Origin of the sequence: Lapidilactobacillus wuchangensis (assembly GCF_003946645.1) — a bacterium.
In the GTDB taxonomy this organism is placed as follows: domain Bacteria; phylum Bacillota; class Bacilli; order Lactobacillales; family Lactobacillaceae; genus Lapidilactobacillus; species Lapidilactobacillus wuchangensis.
The window spans coordinates 77,280-93,321 of the sequence record NZ_RHOU01000009.1; the positions used below are offsets into that span (position 1 = coordinate 77,280).

General features: G+C 41.8%; 25 protein-coding genes. 1 reads left to right on the forward strand and 24 read right to left on the reverse strand.

The window, feature by feature from the left end:
• Positions 1 to 6: 6 nt before the first annotated feature.
• From rpmD to rpsL, 23 genes are all read right to left on the reverse strand, one after another.
• Complete coding sequence (gene rpmD, locus EKM82_RS08315; protein WP_125650509.1) at positions 7 to 192, reverse strand: 50S ribosomal protein L30; 186 nt, start codon at positions 190 to 192, stop codon at positions 7 to 9.
• Positions 193 to 204: 12 nt separating this feature from the next.
• Positions 205 to 705 (reverse strand): 30S ribosomal protein S5, encoded by a 501-nt coding sequence (rpsE, locus tag EKM82_RS08320; RefSeq protein ID WP_125650507.1) that lies wholly within the window; start codon positions 703 to 705, stop codon positions 205 to 207.
• Between the two features lie 21 nt (positions 706 to 726).
• On the reverse strand, positions 727 to 1,095 hold the full coding sequence (rplR, locus tag EKM82_RS08325; RefSeq protein ID WP_318531088.1) for a 50S ribosomal protein L18: 369 nt from the start codon (positions 1,093 to 1,095) through the stop codon (positions 727 to 729).
• A gap of 19 nt (positions 1,096 to 1,114) precedes the next feature.
• Positions 1,115 to 1,645 carry a 50S ribosomal protein L6 gene (gene rplF / locus EKM82_RS08330; RefSeq protein ID WP_125767958.1) on the reverse strand — a complete coding sequence of 177 codons (531 nt, stop codon included), beginning with the start codon at positions 1,643 to 1,645 and terminating at the stop codon, positions 1,115 to 1,117.
• Positions 1,646 to 1,676: 31 nt separating this feature from the next.
• On the reverse strand, positions 1,677 to 2,075 hold the full coding sequence (rpsH, locus tag EKM82_RS08335; RefSeq protein ID WP_125767960.1) for a 30S ribosomal protein S8: 399 nt from the start codon (positions 2,073 to 2,075) through the stop codon (positions 1,677 to 1,679).
• A gap of 34 nt (positions 2,076 to 2,109) precedes the next feature.
• Positions 2,110 to 2,295 (reverse strand): type Z 30S ribosomal protein S14, encoded by a 186-nt coding sequence (locus EKM82_RS08340; protein ID WP_125767962.1) that lies wholly within the window; start codon positions 2,293 to 2,295, stop codon positions 2,110 to 2,112.
• A 13-nt stretch (positions 2,296 to 2,308) separates the two neighbouring features.
• On the reverse strand, positions 2,309 to 2,851 hold the full coding sequence (gene rplE, locus EKM82_RS08345) for a 50S ribosomal protein L5 (protein WP_125650500.1): 543 nt from the start codon (positions 2,849 to 2,851) through the stop codon (positions 2,309 to 2,311).
• 24 nt (positions 2,852 to 2,875) lie between these two features.
• A complete protein-coding gene (gene rplX / locus EKM82_RS08350) occupies positions 2,876 to 3,187 on the reverse strand; it encodes a 50S ribosomal protein L24 (protein ID WP_125767964.1) in 312 nt (103 codons plus the stop codon).
• Between the two features lie 45 nt (positions 3,188 to 3,232).
• The gene (gene rplN, locus EKM82_RS08355; protein WP_125767966.1) at positions 3,233 to 3,601 is read right to left on the reverse strand and encodes a 50S ribosomal protein L14; all 369 of its coding nucleotides are present in this window, start codon (positions 3,599 to 3,601) and stop codon (positions 3,233 to 3,235) included.
• A gap of 34 nt (positions 3,602 to 3,635) precedes the next feature.
• Positions 3,636 to 3,905: a 30S ribosomal protein S17 gene (gene rpsQ / locus EKM82_RS08360; RefSeq protein ID WP_125767968.1), complete on the reverse strand. Its 270-nt coding sequence runs from the start codon at positions 3,903 to 3,905 to the stop codon at positions 3,636 to 3,638.
• Between the two features lie 20 nt (positions 3,906 to 3,925).
• Positions 3,926 to 4,120 carry a 50S ribosomal protein L29 gene (rpmC, locus tag EKM82_RS08365; protein ID WP_125650492.1) on the reverse strand — a complete coding sequence of 65 codons (195 nt, stop codon included), beginning with the start codon at positions 4,118 to 4,120 and terminating at the stop codon, positions 3,926 to 3,928.
• Positions 4,110 to 4,544: a 50S ribosomal protein L16 gene (gene rplP / locus EKM82_RS08370; RefSeq protein WP_125650490.1), complete on the reverse strand. Its 435-nt coding sequence runs from the start codon at positions 4,542 to 4,544 to the stop codon at positions 4,110 to 4,112. The genes rpmC and rplP overlap by 11 nt, the downstream gene beginning before the upstream one ends.
• 3 nt (positions 4,545 to 4,547) lie before the next feature.
• Positions 4,548 to 5,294 carry a 30S ribosomal protein S3 gene (gene rpsC / locus EKM82_RS08375; protein ID WP_125767970.1) on the reverse strand — a complete coding sequence of 249 codons (747 nt, stop codon included), beginning with the start codon at positions 5,292 to 5,294 and terminating at the stop codon, positions 4,548 to 4,550.
• A gap of 11 nt (positions 5,295 to 5,305) precedes the next feature.
• Positions 5,306 to 5,659, reverse strand: a complete 354-nt coding sequence (gene rplV, locus EKM82_RS08380; protein ID WP_125650486.1) for a 50S ribosomal protein L22 — start codon at positions 5,657 to 5,659, stop codon at positions 5,306 to 5,308.
• Positions 5,660 to 5,679: 20 nt separating this feature from the next.
• Entirely contained in the window at positions 5,680 to 5,961 is a 282-nt protein-coding gene (gene rpsS / locus EKM82_RS08385) for a 30S ribosomal protein S19 (protein WP_125650484.1), read from the reverse strand.
• A 37-nt stretch (positions 5,962 to 5,998) separates the two neighbouring features.
• On the reverse strand, positions 5,999 to 6,832 hold the full coding sequence (gene rplB, locus EKM82_RS08390; RefSeq protein WP_125767972.1) for a 50S ribosomal protein L2: 834 nt from the start codon (positions 6,830 to 6,832) through the stop codon (positions 5,999 to 6,001).
• Between the two features lie 35 nt (positions 6,833 to 6,867).
• Positions 6,868 to 7,152, reverse strand: coding sequence for a 50S ribosomal protein L23 (gene rplW / locus EKM82_RS08395; RefSeq protein WP_125650480.1), 285 nt, complete (start codon positions 7,150 to 7,152; stop codon positions 6,868 to 6,870).
• Positions 7,152 to 7,775, reverse strand: coding sequence for a 50S ribosomal protein L4 (gene rplD / locus EKM82_RS08400; RefSeq protein ID WP_125767974.1), 624 nt, complete (start codon positions 7,773 to 7,775; stop codon positions 7,152 to 7,154). Before rplD ends, rplW begins: the two co-directional genes overlap by 1 nt.
• Positions 7,776 to 7,799: 24 nt before the next feature.
• Positions 7,800 to 8,432 carry a 50S ribosomal protein L3 gene (gene rplC / locus EKM82_RS08405; protein WP_125767976.1) on the reverse strand — a complete coding sequence of 211 codons (633 nt, stop codon included), beginning with the start codon at positions 8,430 to 8,432 and terminating at the stop codon, positions 7,800 to 7,802.
• 26 nt (positions 8,433 to 8,458) lie between these two features.
• Complete coding sequence (rpsJ, locus tag EKM82_RS08410) at positions 8,459 to 8,767, reverse strand: 30S ribosomal protein S10 (protein ID WP_125650475.1); 309 nt, start codon at positions 8,765 to 8,767, stop codon at positions 8,459 to 8,461.
• A 561-nt stretch (positions 8,768 to 9,328) separates the two neighbouring features.
• Complete coding sequence (fusA, locus tag EKM82_RS08415) at positions 9,329 to 11,416, reverse strand: elongation factor G (protein WP_125767978.1); 2,088 nt, start codon at positions 11,414 to 11,416, stop codon at positions 9,329 to 9,331.
• 102 nt (positions 11,417 to 11,518) lie between these two features.
• Entirely contained in the window at positions 11,519 to 11,989 is a 471-nt protein-coding gene (rpsG, locus tag EKM82_RS08420; protein WP_125767980.1) for a 30S ribosomal protein S7, read from the reverse strand.
• Between the two features lie 36 nt (positions 11,990 to 12,025).
• Positions 12,026 to 12,439 carry a 30S ribosomal protein S12 gene (gene rpsL, locus EKM82_RS08425; RefSeq protein WP_125650989.1) on the reverse strand — a complete coding sequence of 138 codons (414 nt, stop codon included), beginning with the start codon at positions 12,437 to 12,439 and terminating at the stop codon, positions 12,026 to 12,028.
• Positions 12,440 to 12,712: 273 nt separating this feature from the next.
• On the opposite strand from rpsL, the gene EKM82_RS08430 reads away from it, so the two are divergent.
• Positions 12,713 to 13,414, forward strand: a complete 702-nt coding sequence (locus tag EKM82_RS08430) for a prepilin peptidase (protein ID WP_125767982.1) — start codon at positions 12,713 to 12,715, stop codon at positions 13,412 to 13,414.
• Positions 13,415 to 13,495: 81 nt separating this feature from the next.
• Here EKM82_RS08430 and EKM82_RS08435 read toward each other — a convergent pair whose 3' ends face one another.
• Complete coding sequence (locus EKM82_RS08435) at positions 13,496 to 15,790, reverse strand: bacterial Ig-like domain-containing protein (protein ID WP_164508185.1); 2,295 nt, start codon at positions 15,788 to 15,790, stop codon at positions 13,496 to 13,498.
• Positions 15,791 to 16,042: the final 252 nt, after the last annotated feature.

Here is a 16,042-nt window from a genome sequence, read left to right on the forward strand (position 1 = left end):
ATATTTCTAGTCGTTTACTTCTTCAATTTCAACTAAATGTGAGATCTTAAAAATAGCTCCGCGTGTAGCAGCGTTATCTGGTTTAACAACACTACTGTTAACACGGCCTAAGCCTAACTCTTTAACGATTTTACGTTGAGCAGGTAAGCGATGTGCGGCACTATGTGTAAGAGTAATTTTAATCTTTGCCATCAACAAGGCCTCCTAATTTTGTAAGTCTTGAACAGAAACACCACGAAGACTAGCAATTTGCTCAGCAGTTTGGAGACGTGATAAGCCATCCATAGTTGCCCGAATTACGTTGATTGGTGTGTTGCTGCCTAAAGACTTCGATGTAACATCGTTAACACCGCCAAGTTCCATTAATGCACGAACGGCACCGCCGGCACTAACTCCAGAACCTTCAACGGCTGGCTTCAAAAGAACGCTACCTGAACCAAAATGGCCAATAATTTCATGAGGAATTGTTGTGCCAACGATTGGTACTTCAATCAAAGCTTTCTTGGCATTCTCAGAAGCTTTCCGAATTGCTTCAGGAACTTCTTGAGCTTTACCAGTACCAAAGCCAACGTGACCAGCTTTATCGCCAACAATAACAATTGCTGCGAAACGTAAGCGACGGCCACCTTTAACTACTTTAGTAACTCGGTTGATTGTAACAACGCGGTCTTCTAAATCTAAGTGAGATGGATCGATAAAAGTCATATGTGTGGTTTTCTCCTTTCGTTAGAATTTAAGCCCATTTTCACGAGCTGCTTCAGCTAAAGCTTGAACACGGCCGTGATAGAGATAACCACCACGATCAAAGACAACATCTTCGATGCCTTTGTCTTTTGCACGTTTTGCGACTAATTCGCCAACTTGTTGTGCTTGTTCAACTTTTGTATCTGCTGCAGTTAACTCTTTGTCAAGAGTTGAGGCACTTGCAAGCGTTACACCCGCTACGTCATCAATTAATTGCGCGTAGATGTTTTTGTTAGAACGAAAAACGTTCAAGCGTGGGCGCTCTGCAGTACCAGAGATTTTGCCACGGACACGCGTATGGCGTTTTTGCCGTGTCTTATTCTTGTCTGGTTTTGTAATCACAATGTTCACCTCATAAATTTTCTAGAAACTACTTACCTGTCTTACCTTCCTTACGACGGACAACTTCGTCAACATAACGAATACCTTTGCCCTTGTAAGGTTCTGGAGGACGGATCGCGCGAATTTCAGCTGCGAACTGACCAACTTTTTGTTTGCTGATACCACTAATTGTGATTTCAGTATTTGAAGGAACCTCAATGCTAATGCCTTTTGGTGCTTCAAATTCAACAGTGTGTGAAAGTCCAACGTTCAAGACAAGCTTCTTACCTTGCAATTGTGTACGATAACCAACACCAACTAATTGAAGTTGTTTCTTGTAGCCTTCGGTAACACCAACGACCATGTTGTTTAAGTTAGCACGCATTGTTCCGTGTAAAGCTTTGTAGTTGTCATTAGGACGATCAAAAGAAATGACACCATTTTCTTCTTTTAATGTAATTGCTGGATCGAAAGTCCGAGTTAATTCACCCTTAGGTCCCTTAACTGTGACTTGATCGCCATCTTTAGTAACTGTAACGTCCTTAGGAAGTTCAATTACTTTATAGCCAATACGACTCATTTAATGAAACACCTCCTAACTTTATAAAAGATTACCAAACGTATGCTAGAACTTCGCCACCGACATTTTTTGCCCGGGCTTCTTTATCAGTAATAACACCTTCGGATGTAGAAATGATTGCAATACCTAAACCATTTAAGACCTTAGGTACATCATCAGCTTTAACGTAACTACGCAAACCTGGCTTTGAAATACGTTTCAAACCAGAAATGACACGTTGACGATTTTGGCCATATTTCAATGAAATACGGATGATTCCTTGTTTGCCATCTTCGATAACTTCAAAGTCGCGAATAAAACCTTCACGCTTCAAAATCTCAGAGATGTCTTTCTTAATCTTTGAGGCAGGAACTTCTAAAGATTCGTGACGTACCATGTTGGCGTTACGAATACGAGTTAGATAGTCTGCAATTGGATCAGTCATGACCATTGATTAATTTACCTCCTTTTCCTGTCTTTTGGTTTTACCAGCTTGCTTTTTTCATGCCAGGAATTTGACCTTCATGAGCTAATTGACGAAGGCAAAGACGGCAAAGCTTGAATTTACGGTAAACTGAATGTGGACGTCCACAACGTTCGCAACGAGTATATTCCTGAGTTGAGAACTTAGCTGGACGATGATTCTTGACAACTAATGACTTTTTAGCCAAATTGTGTTACCTCCTATTTAGCGAAAGGCATGCCGACTTGGGTTAAGAGTTCACGTGATTCTTCGTCAGTATTTGCAGTTGTGACGATCACGATATCCAAACCACGAACACGGGCAACCTTATCGAATTCGATTTCAGGGAAAATTAATTGTTCTTTGATACCAAGTGTGTAGTTACCACGTCCATCAAATGAACGAGTGCTAACACCATGGAAGTCACGAACACGTGGTAAGGAAACGTTGATTAACTTATCTAAGAAGTCATACATCCGTTCTCCACGTAAAGTAACTTTAGCACCGATTGACATACCTTCACGCAAACGGAAACCGGCAATAGATTTCTTAGCTTTTGTGATCAAAGGCTTTTGGCCTGAGATAAGTGTCAATTCTTCAACGGCGTTATCTAGGTTTTTAGAGTTGGAAACAGCGTCACCAACACCCATGTTTAAAACGATTTTTTCAATCTTTGGCACTTGCATAACTGATGAGTAATTGAACTTCTCAACCAATGCAGGTGTGATTTCTTTAACGTAGCGTTCTTTTAAGCGACTAGTCATTTAAAAGTTTTCCTCCCTTCGTGTTTACTTGTCGATTTGGGCGCCAGACTTCTTGGCGATCCGAACCTTTTTACCATCAACAACCTTATGACCAACCCGAGTTGGTTCGTTAGTTGATGGATCGATTAACATAACGTTAGAAACATCAATTGGCGCTTCTTGGTCTTTAATACCGCCTTGAGGGTCAGTATTACTTGGCTTGTTATGCTTCTTGACCATGTTTACGCCTTCAACGACAACGCGATTTTGCTTAGAGAGGATCTTGATAATAGAACCTTCTTTGCCTTTATCCTTGCCGCTAATCACTTTAACTTTATCACCAGTTTTTACGTGCATCGTTAGATGTGCACCTCCTCATGAAAATTCTCAGTATGGTGAAGATTACAATACTTCCGGTGCCAATGAGATGATCTTCATAAAGTCATTATCACGAAGTTCACGTGCAACCGGCCCAAAAATACGAGTACCGCGTGGGCTCTTATCTGCGTTAATAATAACAGCAGCATTTTCGTCAAAACGGATGTATGAACCATCAGCACGACGAGCGCCTGAACGAGTCCGTACGATTACAGCCTTAACAACGTCACCTTTTTTGACAACGCCACCTGGTGTTGCTTGTTTGACAGTTGCAACGATTGTATCACCGATGTTAGCCGTTTTGCGGTTAGAACCACCAAGTACTTTGATCGTCAAGATTTCACGAGCGCCTGAATTATCAGCAACTTTAAGTCGACTTTCTTGTTGAATCACTTTAATGTCCTCCTCTCGTCATTCTTGACGTACTTTAAATAATAACAGCCTTTTCAACAACTTCTAATAAACGGAAGCGTTTTGAACGGGATAACGGACGAGTTTCCATGATCCGAACAATATCGCCGACTTTAGCTTCGTTGTTTTCATCATGTACATAAAACTTCTTTGAATACTTAACACGTTTACCATAAGTAGGGTCTGTATGATAAGTTTCAACAACGACAGTGATGGTTTTATCCATTTTGTCGGATACAACACGTCCCTGGTAAACTTTACGATGATTACGAGTTTCTTCGCTCAAGTTTGATATCTCCCTTCCGATTATTTTTCAAGTTCTTGCTGACGAAGAACAGTTTTGATCCGTGCAATGTTCTGACGAACTTGCTTCAAACGAGCAGTATTTTCTAGTTGACCAGTCGCTTGTTGGAAACGTAAATTGAACAATTCTTCTTTATATTGCTTTTCTTTATCAAGCATCTCAGCAGTGGTTAACTCTTTAATATCATTAGCCTTCATTAGCTTCGCCACCTACTTCCTCGCGCTTAACAAACTTAGTTTTGATTGGCAATTTATTTGATGCCAAACGAAGTGCTTCACGCGCAACTTCTTCAGGAACGCCACCGATTTCAAATAAAATCTTCTCGCGTTTAACTGGTGCAACCCAACCTGCTGGAGCACCTTTCCCGGAACCCATCCGGACACCTACACCTTTAGCAGTGTATGATTTATGAGGGAAGATCCGGATCCAAACTTTACCGCCACGTTTCATGTAACGAGTCATGGCAATACGAGCAGCTTCGATCTGACGGTTGCTAATCCAATGTGATTCTAAGGCACGTAAACCGTAATCGCCGAAGCTGATTTCTTTACCGCCTTTAGCAGCACCGCGCATCTTACCACGGAACTCACGGCGATGCTTAACACGCTTAGGTACTAACATTGATTATTTTCCTCCTTTCGCAGCTCTCTTATCACCACGTTGATCGCGACGATTATTGTTTCTTCTGTTATTGTTACGACGGTTCTTGTCGTTTGCTGTTTCAGCATCACGAACGACTTTTTGACCTGGTAAGATTTCACCACGGTAGATCCAAGTTTTAACACCTAATTGACCGTAAGTAGTTGTTGCTTCTTCCCAAGCATAGTCGATATCAGCACGTAAAGTATGCAATGGCACTGTACCTTCTGTATGCCATTCACGACGGGACATATCTGCACCGTTTAAACGACCAGAGATTTGTGTCTTGATACCTTTAGCACCGGCACGCATTGTCCGTTGTGTTGCTTGACGTTGAGCACGACGGAAAGCTACACGAGCTTCCAACTGACTAGCAATTGATTCGCCGACTAACTTAGCATCCAAATCTGGTTGTTTGATTTCAACAATGTTGATATGAACTTGTTTGCCGGTTAATTTGTTTAAGGCTTTGCGTAAGTTTTCAACTTCAACGCCACCCTTACCAATAACCATACCAGGCTTAGCAGTGTGAATTGAAACGTTGACACGTTTAGCTGAACGTTCAATCTCCACTTGGGAAACCGAGGCATCAGCAAGATTCTTTGCAATGTATTTCCGGATTCTTAAATCTTCATGTAAGTAATCAGCGTATTCTTTATCAGCATACCATTTAGCATCCCAATCGCGGATGACGCCAACACGGAATCCAATTGGATTTACTTTTTGACCCACGTTTTTCCCTCCTACTCTTCGTTTTCTTTGACAACCACTGTAATGTGGCTTGTCCGTTTGTTAATTGGTGATGCTGAACCCTTTGCACGTGGGCGGAAACGTTTCAAAGTAGGTCCTTCGTTAACGTAAGCTTCACTAACAAATAAGTTTTGTGCATCTAAATCATAGTTATGTTCAGCATTTGCAATAGCTGATTTCAAAACCTTAGCAACGATTGGTGAAGCACCACGTTGTGTGAATTGTAAAATCGCTAAAGCCTCGGCAGCACTCTTGCCACGAATTAAATCGACTACAAGGCGAGCTTTGCGAGGCGCAATACGAACAGTTCTAGCTTCTGCTTTAGCTGTTGTAATTTGATCTGCCATCTGCTAAATCGCTCCTTTCCTTAACGTGCAGCCGTCTTCTTATCGTCGGTGCCATGACCGCGGAATGTTCTTGTTGGTACGAATTCGCCTAACTTATGGCCAACCATATCTTCTTGGATGAAGACTGGGACATGTTTCCGACCATCATATACGGCAATTGTGTAACCAATGAAACTTGGGAAAATCGTTGAACGACGTGACCAAGTCTTAATGACTGTTTTCTTTTCACTATCTGCTTGAGCGGCGATCTTCTTCAAAAGATGCTCGTCAGCAAAAGGTCCTTTTTTCAAGCTACGACCCATTATGTTACCTCCTTCGAGCGTGATGAGAAATGACTATTTATTTACCTTTACGGTGACGAATAATAAGTTTCTCAGAACGTGCTTTAGAACTACGAGTCTTATTACCCATGGTCTTCTTACCCCATGGTGACATAGGTGATGGACGACCGATTGGTGCTTTACCTTCACCACCACCATGAGGGTGATCGTTAGGGTTCATAACTGATCCACGAACGGTAGGACGGAAGCCCATCCAGCGTTTACGACCAGCTTTACCAATACTAATCAATTCATGTTGTTCATTACCGACTTCACCGATAGTAGCACGGCCAGTAGTCAAAACTCGACGAACTTCGCCAGAAGATAAACGAACTAAAGTATACTTGCCTTCATGGCCTAAGATCTGAGCTGAAGTACCAGCAGAACGAGCCAATTGGCCACCCTTACCAGGTTTTAATTCAATATTATGAACTAAAGTACCAGCAGGAATATTCTTAAGCACAAGTGCGTTACCAACTTTGATATCAACGCTTTCGCCTGATTCAATTACTTGGCCCACTTGTAAGCCTTTAGGTGCTAAGATGTAAGATTTAACCCCATCTTCGTAGTGTAATAAAGCAATATTTGCAGTCCGGTTAGGATCGTATTCAATTGCTTTAACAATAGCTTTAACGTTATCTTTGGTACGCTTGAAATCGATGATACGGTATTGTTGCTTATGACCGCCGCCACGATGACGAACAGTAATATGTCCATGAGCGTTACGACCAGCAATGCGGCTTTGTGATTCAAGCAAAGTCTTTTCAGGCTTTGTCTTAGTAATTTCAGCGAAATCAGATCCGCTCATATTACGACGGCCGTTGGTGGTTGGTTTGTATTTAACAATCGCCATTAGTTTTCCTCCTGTTTTATTTTATTAAGTTATGACTAATCTTCAAAAATCTTAATTTTGTCAGAATCAGGTGTCAAAGTAACGATTGCTTTGCGACGTTTCTTTGTATAACCTTCGTAACGGCCATAACGTTTCTTTTTACCGCGAACATTCATGATGTTCACTTCTTTGACTGAAACGCCAAAGATTTCTTCAATTGCGTGACGAACGGCAACCTTGTTAGCATGAACAGCTACTTCAAACGTATATTTCTTGTCTTCCATAATGTTCATTGATTGTTCAGTCACGATTGGGCGAATAATAATATCATGTGCTGCCATTAACCAAGTACCTCCTCGATTTTTGCAAGAGCGGCTTGGGTTAGGATCAATTTCTGGTTGTTAACGATGTCTAAAACGTTAATGCCATTTGCTTCAACAACTGTAACGTTAGCTAAGTTGCGAGCTGATAAAGCAGCCATATCATTGTCTGCTTCTAAGACAACTAAAGCCTTAGTTGCAACATTCAAGCCAGCCAAAACCTTTGCGAATTCTTGTGTTTTAGGTTGGTCGAAATTCAATCCATCAACAACAATCAAATCACCATCAATAACCTTTTGGGAAAGAACTGATTTGATTGCTAAACGCCGTACTTTTCTTGGTAGTTTATAAGCATATGAACGTGGAGTAGGTCCGAAGACAATACCACCGCCACGCCATTGTGGTGAACGAATTGAACCTTGACGAGCACGACCAGTACCCTTTTGACGCCATGGTTTACGACCACCACCACGAACTGCAGAGCGGTTCTTGACAGCATGTGTACCTTGACGTAAAGAAGCACGTTGCATGATAACCGCATCAAAGACGACGTTATCGTTAGGTTCGATTCCAAAAATTGCATCGTTTAACGCAACAGTGCCGTTTTCAGTTCCATCTTGTTTATAAAGTGTGACATTTGCCATTTAAAAATCCTCCTTTCTCAAAATTTATTTAGTCAATTTGATTGCTGATTTAACAGTAACAAATGAGTTCTTAGCACCAGGGACATTCCCCTTGATCAAAAGAACATTACGATCAGTATCAACACGAACGATTTGTAAGTTTTGGATTGTTACTTTATCGTTACCCATGCGACCTGGAAGCATCTTACCCTTGAATACCCGGTTAATGATAGCACCCATTGAACCAGGAATACGATGGTAACGAGAACCGTGGGTCTCAGGACCACGTGATTGACCGAAGCGTTTGATGTTACCTTGGTAACCATGACCCTTCGTGATACCAGTTACGTCGACGATGTCACCATCTTTAAACGTATCAACTTTAACTTCTGAGCCTAGCTCATAATCTCCAAGCTCAACATCACGAATTTCGCGAACGAAGCGCTTAGGAGTCGTATTTGCTTTAGCAGCATGACCTTTAGCTGGTTTGTTCGTCAAAACTTCACGGACATCTTGATAACCAAGTTGAACAGCTTCATAACCATCGGTATCCATTGTCTTAACTTGTAAAACAACGTTTGCGCTAGCTTCGATAACTGTAACTGGAATCAATTCGCCATTTTCAGTGAAGATTTGGGTCATTCCAACCTTTTTCCCTAAGATTCCTTTTCTAGCCATGACTACACCTCCATTTTCTCTATAAATTATAATTTGATTTCGATGTCAACGCCGCTTGGTAAATCAAGCTTCATCAAAGCATCGACAGTTTTTGCAGAAGGGTTAACAATATCAATTAACCGCTTGTGCGTACGGATTTCGAATTGTTCACGAGAATCCTTGTACTTATGTGGTGAACGTAAAACAGTGTAAAGGTTACGTTCAGTAGGTAGTGGAATTGGACCACTAATTGAAGCACCAGTACGTTTAGCTGTTTCAACGATCTTTTCCGCTGATTGGTCTAAGATACGATGTTCATAAGCCTTTAAACGGATCCGAATTTTTTGCTTTGCCATGGATATACCTCCTTTTCGTCACATTAATGGACAAGCTCAATGAGAATTACCAACATAACCGTCGTGGCAATGCGGCCGGGTGTGTCGCAACCTCTCATATCAACGCCCTTGTTGTCTCATCAAGGTCTGAGGCGTACTACGCCCTCTTCTCGACAAGCACTTTATCTATATTAAAGGAAAAGGCTTGATAAATCAAGGTTTTTCTGAAATAAATTGTAAAATATTCTCAAGTTTTTTTGTAAGCGAATTTATGAAAATAATTATTTCTAGTAGAAAAAATTTAATTCTCAAAATTTTCTGCAGTGCCACTTTTATTTTAATTTTTAACTCTTTCAACTGTAAAACTATCCGTAAATTTGATCATCAGCATTCATAACACAAAAAAGCAGTCGCCTTTCAGCGACTGCTTTAATCATTTTTATAATGGAAACTAATTTTAATCATGTTCCGGCTGACAATGGCTATGGCTAGCTTGATTAATTGCTCAATCGGTTCACACCGCTCAAGCAAATAATTGAAGTTACGCTACGCCAAAAGTACGCCGACCTGCACAACTAATCTTTAGTTGCCACCATTTTTCTTGATGATTTCTTCTTGGATGCTCTTAGGTACAGCTTCGTAGTGGTCAAAGACCATTGTGAAAGTACCACGGCCTTGCGTTGCAGAACGCAATGTCGTTGCATAGCCGAACATTTCAGAAAGTGGTACGAAGGCATTAACAACCTGAGCGTTACCACGTGCTTCCATACCATCAACACGACCACGACGAGCAGTAATTTGACCCATAACATCACCTAAGTAATCTTCAGGGGCAACAACTTCGACCTTCATGATTGGTTCAAGGATAACGGCGCCAGCCGCTTTAGAAGCATTACGTAAAGCCATTGAAGCGGCAACTTTGAAGGCTGCTTCAGAAGAATCGACTTCATGATATGAACCATCATAAAGTTTAGCTTTAACGTCGATTAATGGGTAACCAGCAAGAACACCATTTTCCATAGATTCTTTCAAACCTTGTTCAACTGATGGGATGTATTCACGAGGAACAACACCACCAACAATGGCATTCTCGAATTCAAAGCCTTTACCTTCTTCGTTTGGCGTAAATTCGATCCAAACATCACCGTATTGACCTTTACCACCAGACTGGCGAACAAACTTACCTTGTGCGGAAGCTTGTTTTGTAAAGGTTTCACGATAAGCAACTTGAGGTTCGCCGACTTTAGCTTCAACCTTGAATTCACGACGCATCCGGTCAACAATGATGTCCAAATGCAGTTCGCCCATCCCAGAGATTAAAGTTTCACCAGTTTCAGGGTTAGTTTCAGCCTTGAAAGTAGGATCTTCTTCAGCAAGCTTTTGTAAAGCGATATCCATCTTATCCCGGTCTTCTTTTGAGTTAGGCTCAATTGAAACTTGGATAACGGGATCTGGGAAGTTCATTGATTCCAAAATTAATGGATGATCAACGTCAGTTAATGAGTCCCCAGTTGTGGTATTCTTCAAGCCGATCGCAGCAGCGATATCACCAGAGAATACTTCAGGAATTTCAGTACGGTGGTTAGAATGCATTTGTAGCAAACGACCAACACGTTCACGTTTGTCTTTAGTTGCATTTAAGACATAAGAACCGGCTTGCAAAGTACCAGTATAAACACGGAAGAATGTTAAACGACCAACGAATGGGTCAGTAGCAATCTTGAATGCTAAACCAGCAAATGGCTTGCTGTCATCAGCCTTAAGTTCAACTTCGTCACCTGATTCAGGATCAGTGGCATTGTAAGGACGAACGTCTAATGGTGATGGTAAGTAGTCGATAACAGCATCCATCAACATTTGAACACCCTTGTTCTTAAATGCTGAACCAGCCAAAACAGGGTAGAATTTCAAAGCAATTGTTGCTTTACGAATAGCAGCGATCAATTCTTCTGGTGAAATTTCTTCGCCATCCAAATATTTCTCCATAATACCATCGTCAACATCAGCAACGGCTTCAACTAATTCAGTCCGACGCTTCTCAGCTTGTTCCTTGTATTCGTCAGGAACTGGCACTGTATCCCACTTGCTACCTAATTCATCTTCATCATAAAGATCGGCAACCATGTGGATTAAGTCAATGACACCTTCGAATTGATCTTCAGCACCAATTGGCATTTGAACGGCATGAGCATTAGCTTGTAAACGATCATGTAAAGTTGAAACAGAATAGTCAAAGTCGGCACCGATTTTGTCCATTTTGTTAACGAAAACTAAACGAGGAACGCCGTAAGTTGTTGCTTGACGCCAAACATTTTCAGTCTGAGGTTCAACACCTGATTGAGCATCTAAGACAGTAATAGCACCGTCTAAAACCCGAAGTGAACGTTCAACTTCAATTGTGAAGTCAACGTGTCCTGGGGTATCAATAATGTTAATTCGGTGGTCTTTCCATTCAGCGGTAGTGGCGGCAGAAGTGATCGTGATCCCACGTTCTTTTTCTTCTTCCATCCAGTCCATTTGGGAAGCACCTTCATGGGTTTCACCAATTTTATGAATTTTACCGGTATAGTAAAGAATCCGTTCAGTCGTTGTTGTTTTACCAGCATCGATATGAGCCATGATCCCGATATTACGTGTTTTTTCCAGAGGGAATTCACGTTTGTTAGCCATGGAAAATTTGTCTCCTCTCAAAGTTGATTAATTAGTGTTTTAAGTAAAAATGAGCGGCTGCCCCGCAAAAAACGTAAGTAGCTGCTCAAAATAACCAGATTTTTACCAACGATAATGTGCGAATGCACGGTTGGCATCTGCCATTTTATGTGTGTCTTCACGTTTTTTAACGGAAGCACCAGTATTATTAGCAGCATCCATGATTTCATTAGCCAAACGTTCGTCCATTGTATGTTCATTACGTAAACGAGCGTAGCTAACGAGCCAACGTAAACCTAAAGTTGTCCGACGTTCTGGGCGAACTTCGATAGGAACTTGATAGTTAGAACCACCGATACGGCGAGCCTTAACTTCAAGAACTGGCATAACGTTCTTCATTGCTTCTTCAAATACTTCAAGTGGTTCTTTGTTAGTCTTTTCTTTTACAATATCAAAAGCATCATACAAAATTGTTGATGCAGTTCCGCGTTTACCATCGATCATTAAACGATTGATTAAACGAGAAACTAATTTTGAATTATACACGGGATCTGGCAAGACGTCGCGTTTTGCCACATTACCTTTTCTTGGCATTGAATAAACCTCCTAGTAATGGTCAATTAAATTAGTTTACTTCTTAGGGCGTTTTGCACCGTATTTAGAACGGCTTTGTTTACGATCAGTAACACCTGCTGTATCAAGGGCACCACGGATAATGTGGTAACGAACACCAGGAAGGTCTTTTACACGACCGCCACGGATCAAAACAACACTATGCTCTTGTAAGTTATGGCCAATACCAGGGATATAGGCAGTTACTTCAATCAAGTTTGAAAGACGAACACGGGCATACTTCCGCAAAGCAGAGTTAGGTTTCTTAGGTGTCATTGTGCCGACACGAGTAGCAACACCACGTTTTTGAGGTGCTGGATTGTCAGTTAATGACTTTTTCTTACTGTTATAGCCAAAATTCAATGCTGGTGAATCAGACATTGAAATTTTTGATTTACGGCCTTTACGTACCAATTGGTTAATAGTTGGCATTAAGGATCCTCCTCAATTTCATTTCAAGTTTAAGTACACACATCCAGGCGGTTCATTTTTATGTAAAAAATAACGAGCCCGAACTTTAAGATTGCCCCCAAAGATATTGCAGCACGGATACCGAGGTATCGAACAATATCCAGAAAGCACCTTAAATAGATTAGCACGCTGGGCAAAACATGTCAAACCTTTCTCAACATTAATAGCGGTTTCATGGTCGCTTTTTCAGTAAAAAAAGAAATATCTGCGTATTTAATGTGAGAGGTGATTTAGTTGCGATTCAGTCAAAACTTATTCATTAATTGTTGGCTCTTTATTTTCGGTAGTTGTTTAGGTTCCTTCTTCACGCTATTAATCGATCGTTGGCTAACCCAACGTGAGGTTGTTTATACCCGATCAGCTTGCGAGTTTTGTCAGACACCATTAGCTTATTATGATCTTTGTCCCGTGGTTGGCTATCTCCAACAACACGGTCACTGTCGCTACTGTGACAACGACATCCCCAGCCATTCACTGACAGCCGAACTGCTAGGCGGCCTAAGCTGTTGTTGGTTATGGCAGGTTCACTTTTGGCTGCAACCAGTCGACATTTGGTTATTATTCTGGCTCTATTTAGCGGCGCTGCTCGACTATCGCACCCAATTTGTTTATCAAGGTATTCTGACCACCATGGTTGTTGGCAGCATGGTGCTCACCTTGCCCTATAGCAAGATTCAACTAATCACCGGCTTGATTTTTGGATTACTTTTATTTGTCCTCCAGCATTGGCATCACGGTCTTGGTGAAGCAGATTTAGTTTGGCTACTAGTATTATTATTTTCCCACAACTTCACCTGGCTGCTGGAAATCATCTTGATCAGTAACCTGCTAGTCGTGATTCATCAGCAACTGCTTCGGAAAGCCCACGGTCCAATTCCCTATTTACCATATTTATTCGTTAGTTACTTACTGCTACCACTCGGTCAACTTTTTTAAACACAAAAAAAGTCCGGCCTTTTTAAGCCGAACTCATTCGCGAAATTTAGATGCTATTTCGCCATTTTGCTATTTTTTAAATTAATTTTGACGTTTCTTATTCAAACCCAGTGCTAACAAACCACCAAGGCCTAGCAAAGTTAAACCAGCAAGCACTAGCGCTTTCGATGAACGCTCACCTGTCTTAGGCAAGACGATTGCTGACTGCGCAGCAGCTTGGCTAATTTGATTGACTTGATTATTGGGTACGTTGACTTTTACTGTAGCGCGAGTCACTTTGTTTGCCACTGGTTGCCCAGTTTTTGGCAAAATAATTGTTGGTGTATCAGGTGTTTTGGCCACGACATCTTTAGCAAGCACCGTCACCACGATTGTTTTCGTGAGTTCATTACCACTGGCATCAACATAATGATAAGTGATTGGGTAAGTCCCGGCTTGATCAGCGTCAACTTGACCAGTAACGGTAACGTCCCGACCAAAGTCCAGTGGTTGACCAGCTGCAGTTGTTCCTTGGACGAAGTTATCAGCCGGCTGCCAAGTTTGCCCAGCCTGAATCTGACTATCTTTAACCGTTAAACTAGCCGCTGAAGCCACCACCTTAACACTCGCTGTTTGCGTAAGCTCATTGCCGGCCTGGTCAGTATAATGATAGCCAACCAAGTAAGTGCCAGGTACTTCTGGGTCAATCTGATCAGCACCAGTCACTGTCAGATCGTTAATCGTTAACGGCTGACCGTTGGCATCAGTAGCACTTAGCAAACCGTCACTAGCCTGCCAGGTGGCATTTGGTCCAGCAATAATCGTTGATTCATTAGTCGTAATGGCAGCCTTTGAAGCAATAACTTGCACAACTGCAACTTGTGTCACCACATTGTTCAAAGCGTCCGTGTAAGTGTAAGTCACTGGGTATTCGCCGGGCTTAGACGGATCTACTTGTTGGGCACCAGTAACTGCTACTTTTTCCAAGCCAATTAGCTGACCATTGGCATCAGTTGCCGTCACGAAGCTATCGGCTGGTTGCCAACTCGTTGTTGGTCCAGAAATTAACGTCGTATTCGTGACGTCAATTTTAGTTTTACTTGGCAAGACCGTCACCGTTGCTTTAGGCTGGTATACATAACCAGAAATCGGATCAGTTGCCTGATAAGTAACTTGATAAGTGCCCGGCTTATTGGTTGGGACTGTTGGCAAAACTGCGCCAGTGGTTGGATCAGTCACCACTACCTTAGTGTCAGCAACGGTAACCGCACTATCAGTCTGGGCCACGAAATTGTCAGCCGCGGACCAAGTTGTGGCGGTACCTGCAGTGATGGTAACATTCTTAAGTGTAAATGGCTCATAATACCAAACATAAGTATCAGCTGTGGCCGTTTCAGCAGAAAGATAATTACTATTGAACAAGTCGGTTTCACTATCAGGATCTTCAACGGTATAGGTTTTGCCCGTATTCAGACTCACCCATTGATGGCTGCTGTAATCAGGGCCAAAATCACCACGCAGATATGACCAGCCATTACGGAAATTAGCACCTAGCGTTAGTTTGCGCAGCTTTGGCACCCGGCTGATCATATTATTGGTTTCAGTATCATTCCGTAAATCAAAATTAGCTAGATCAAGCGTCGTTAGGGCGTTGCACATCATAAACATATTCATCGTGGTCGTAACTTTTGACGTATCAAAGCTGGACACATTGATCGACGTTAAAGCGGCATCACTCGTAAACATATAGGCCATATTCGTGACCTGACTAGTGTTGAAACTAGACAAATCCAAAGATTGTAGCTTAGGATCTGCCGAAAACATGGCCGACATATTGGTCATATTCGCCGTATCAAAGTGACTTAAATCCAAACTGATCAAAGATTTGCACTGTGAGAACATGAGATTGGCATTAGTCACTTGGCTAGTATCCAAATTGGTTAGATTATCGATGGTCACGACCTGATCCAAGCCCATAAATAACCGTGTCGAATCTGGATTAGCCACAACCGCATCTTCGAAGACAATCTTAGTAATTTGAGCCTTGTAAGGTGTCCAATAAGAAATAATATTTGAGCCACCGTTGATTGGCAACGGCACCGGTGCCCCTAACTGACCAGCGCCAATGTGTAAGACTTGATTCGCATCAAGCCACCATTGACTGGTACCGTATACGCCACTAGCGATGTTGGTTGTTGCATTAGCGGCTTCATATTCTTTTGTTGGTGTCGCGCTGGCTAACTGAGTTGTGTCAGCCGCGGCTTGATTAAGCGTTGCTGCTTGCACACCGGCAGTTGCCTGTGCTTGTAATGTGACTGCTGCCAAACCAACTGATAACCAAAGACGGCTCTTTTTCCCCAAATTGAGCGTGTGTGTTGCCATGTGTTTAATTGTCATAACTACTTCCCCCTGAATCACGTTAATCATCAAAAAGCAGCCATCACTGTCACTTCAGAAATTCATTTGGCCAGAATTCCCCAAGTATGTTCAGTAATGCCGCTTTTGAAATCAAATAATTATTCCCCAATAATATTTGTCTTTTCGATTATTAAAATATACCATGCTTTCTGCAAAAGGTCACGTATAAATTGATTAAATAAATTATTTTCTTGTTATCACTAATTTTTCACCATAATAACTTTTCTATAC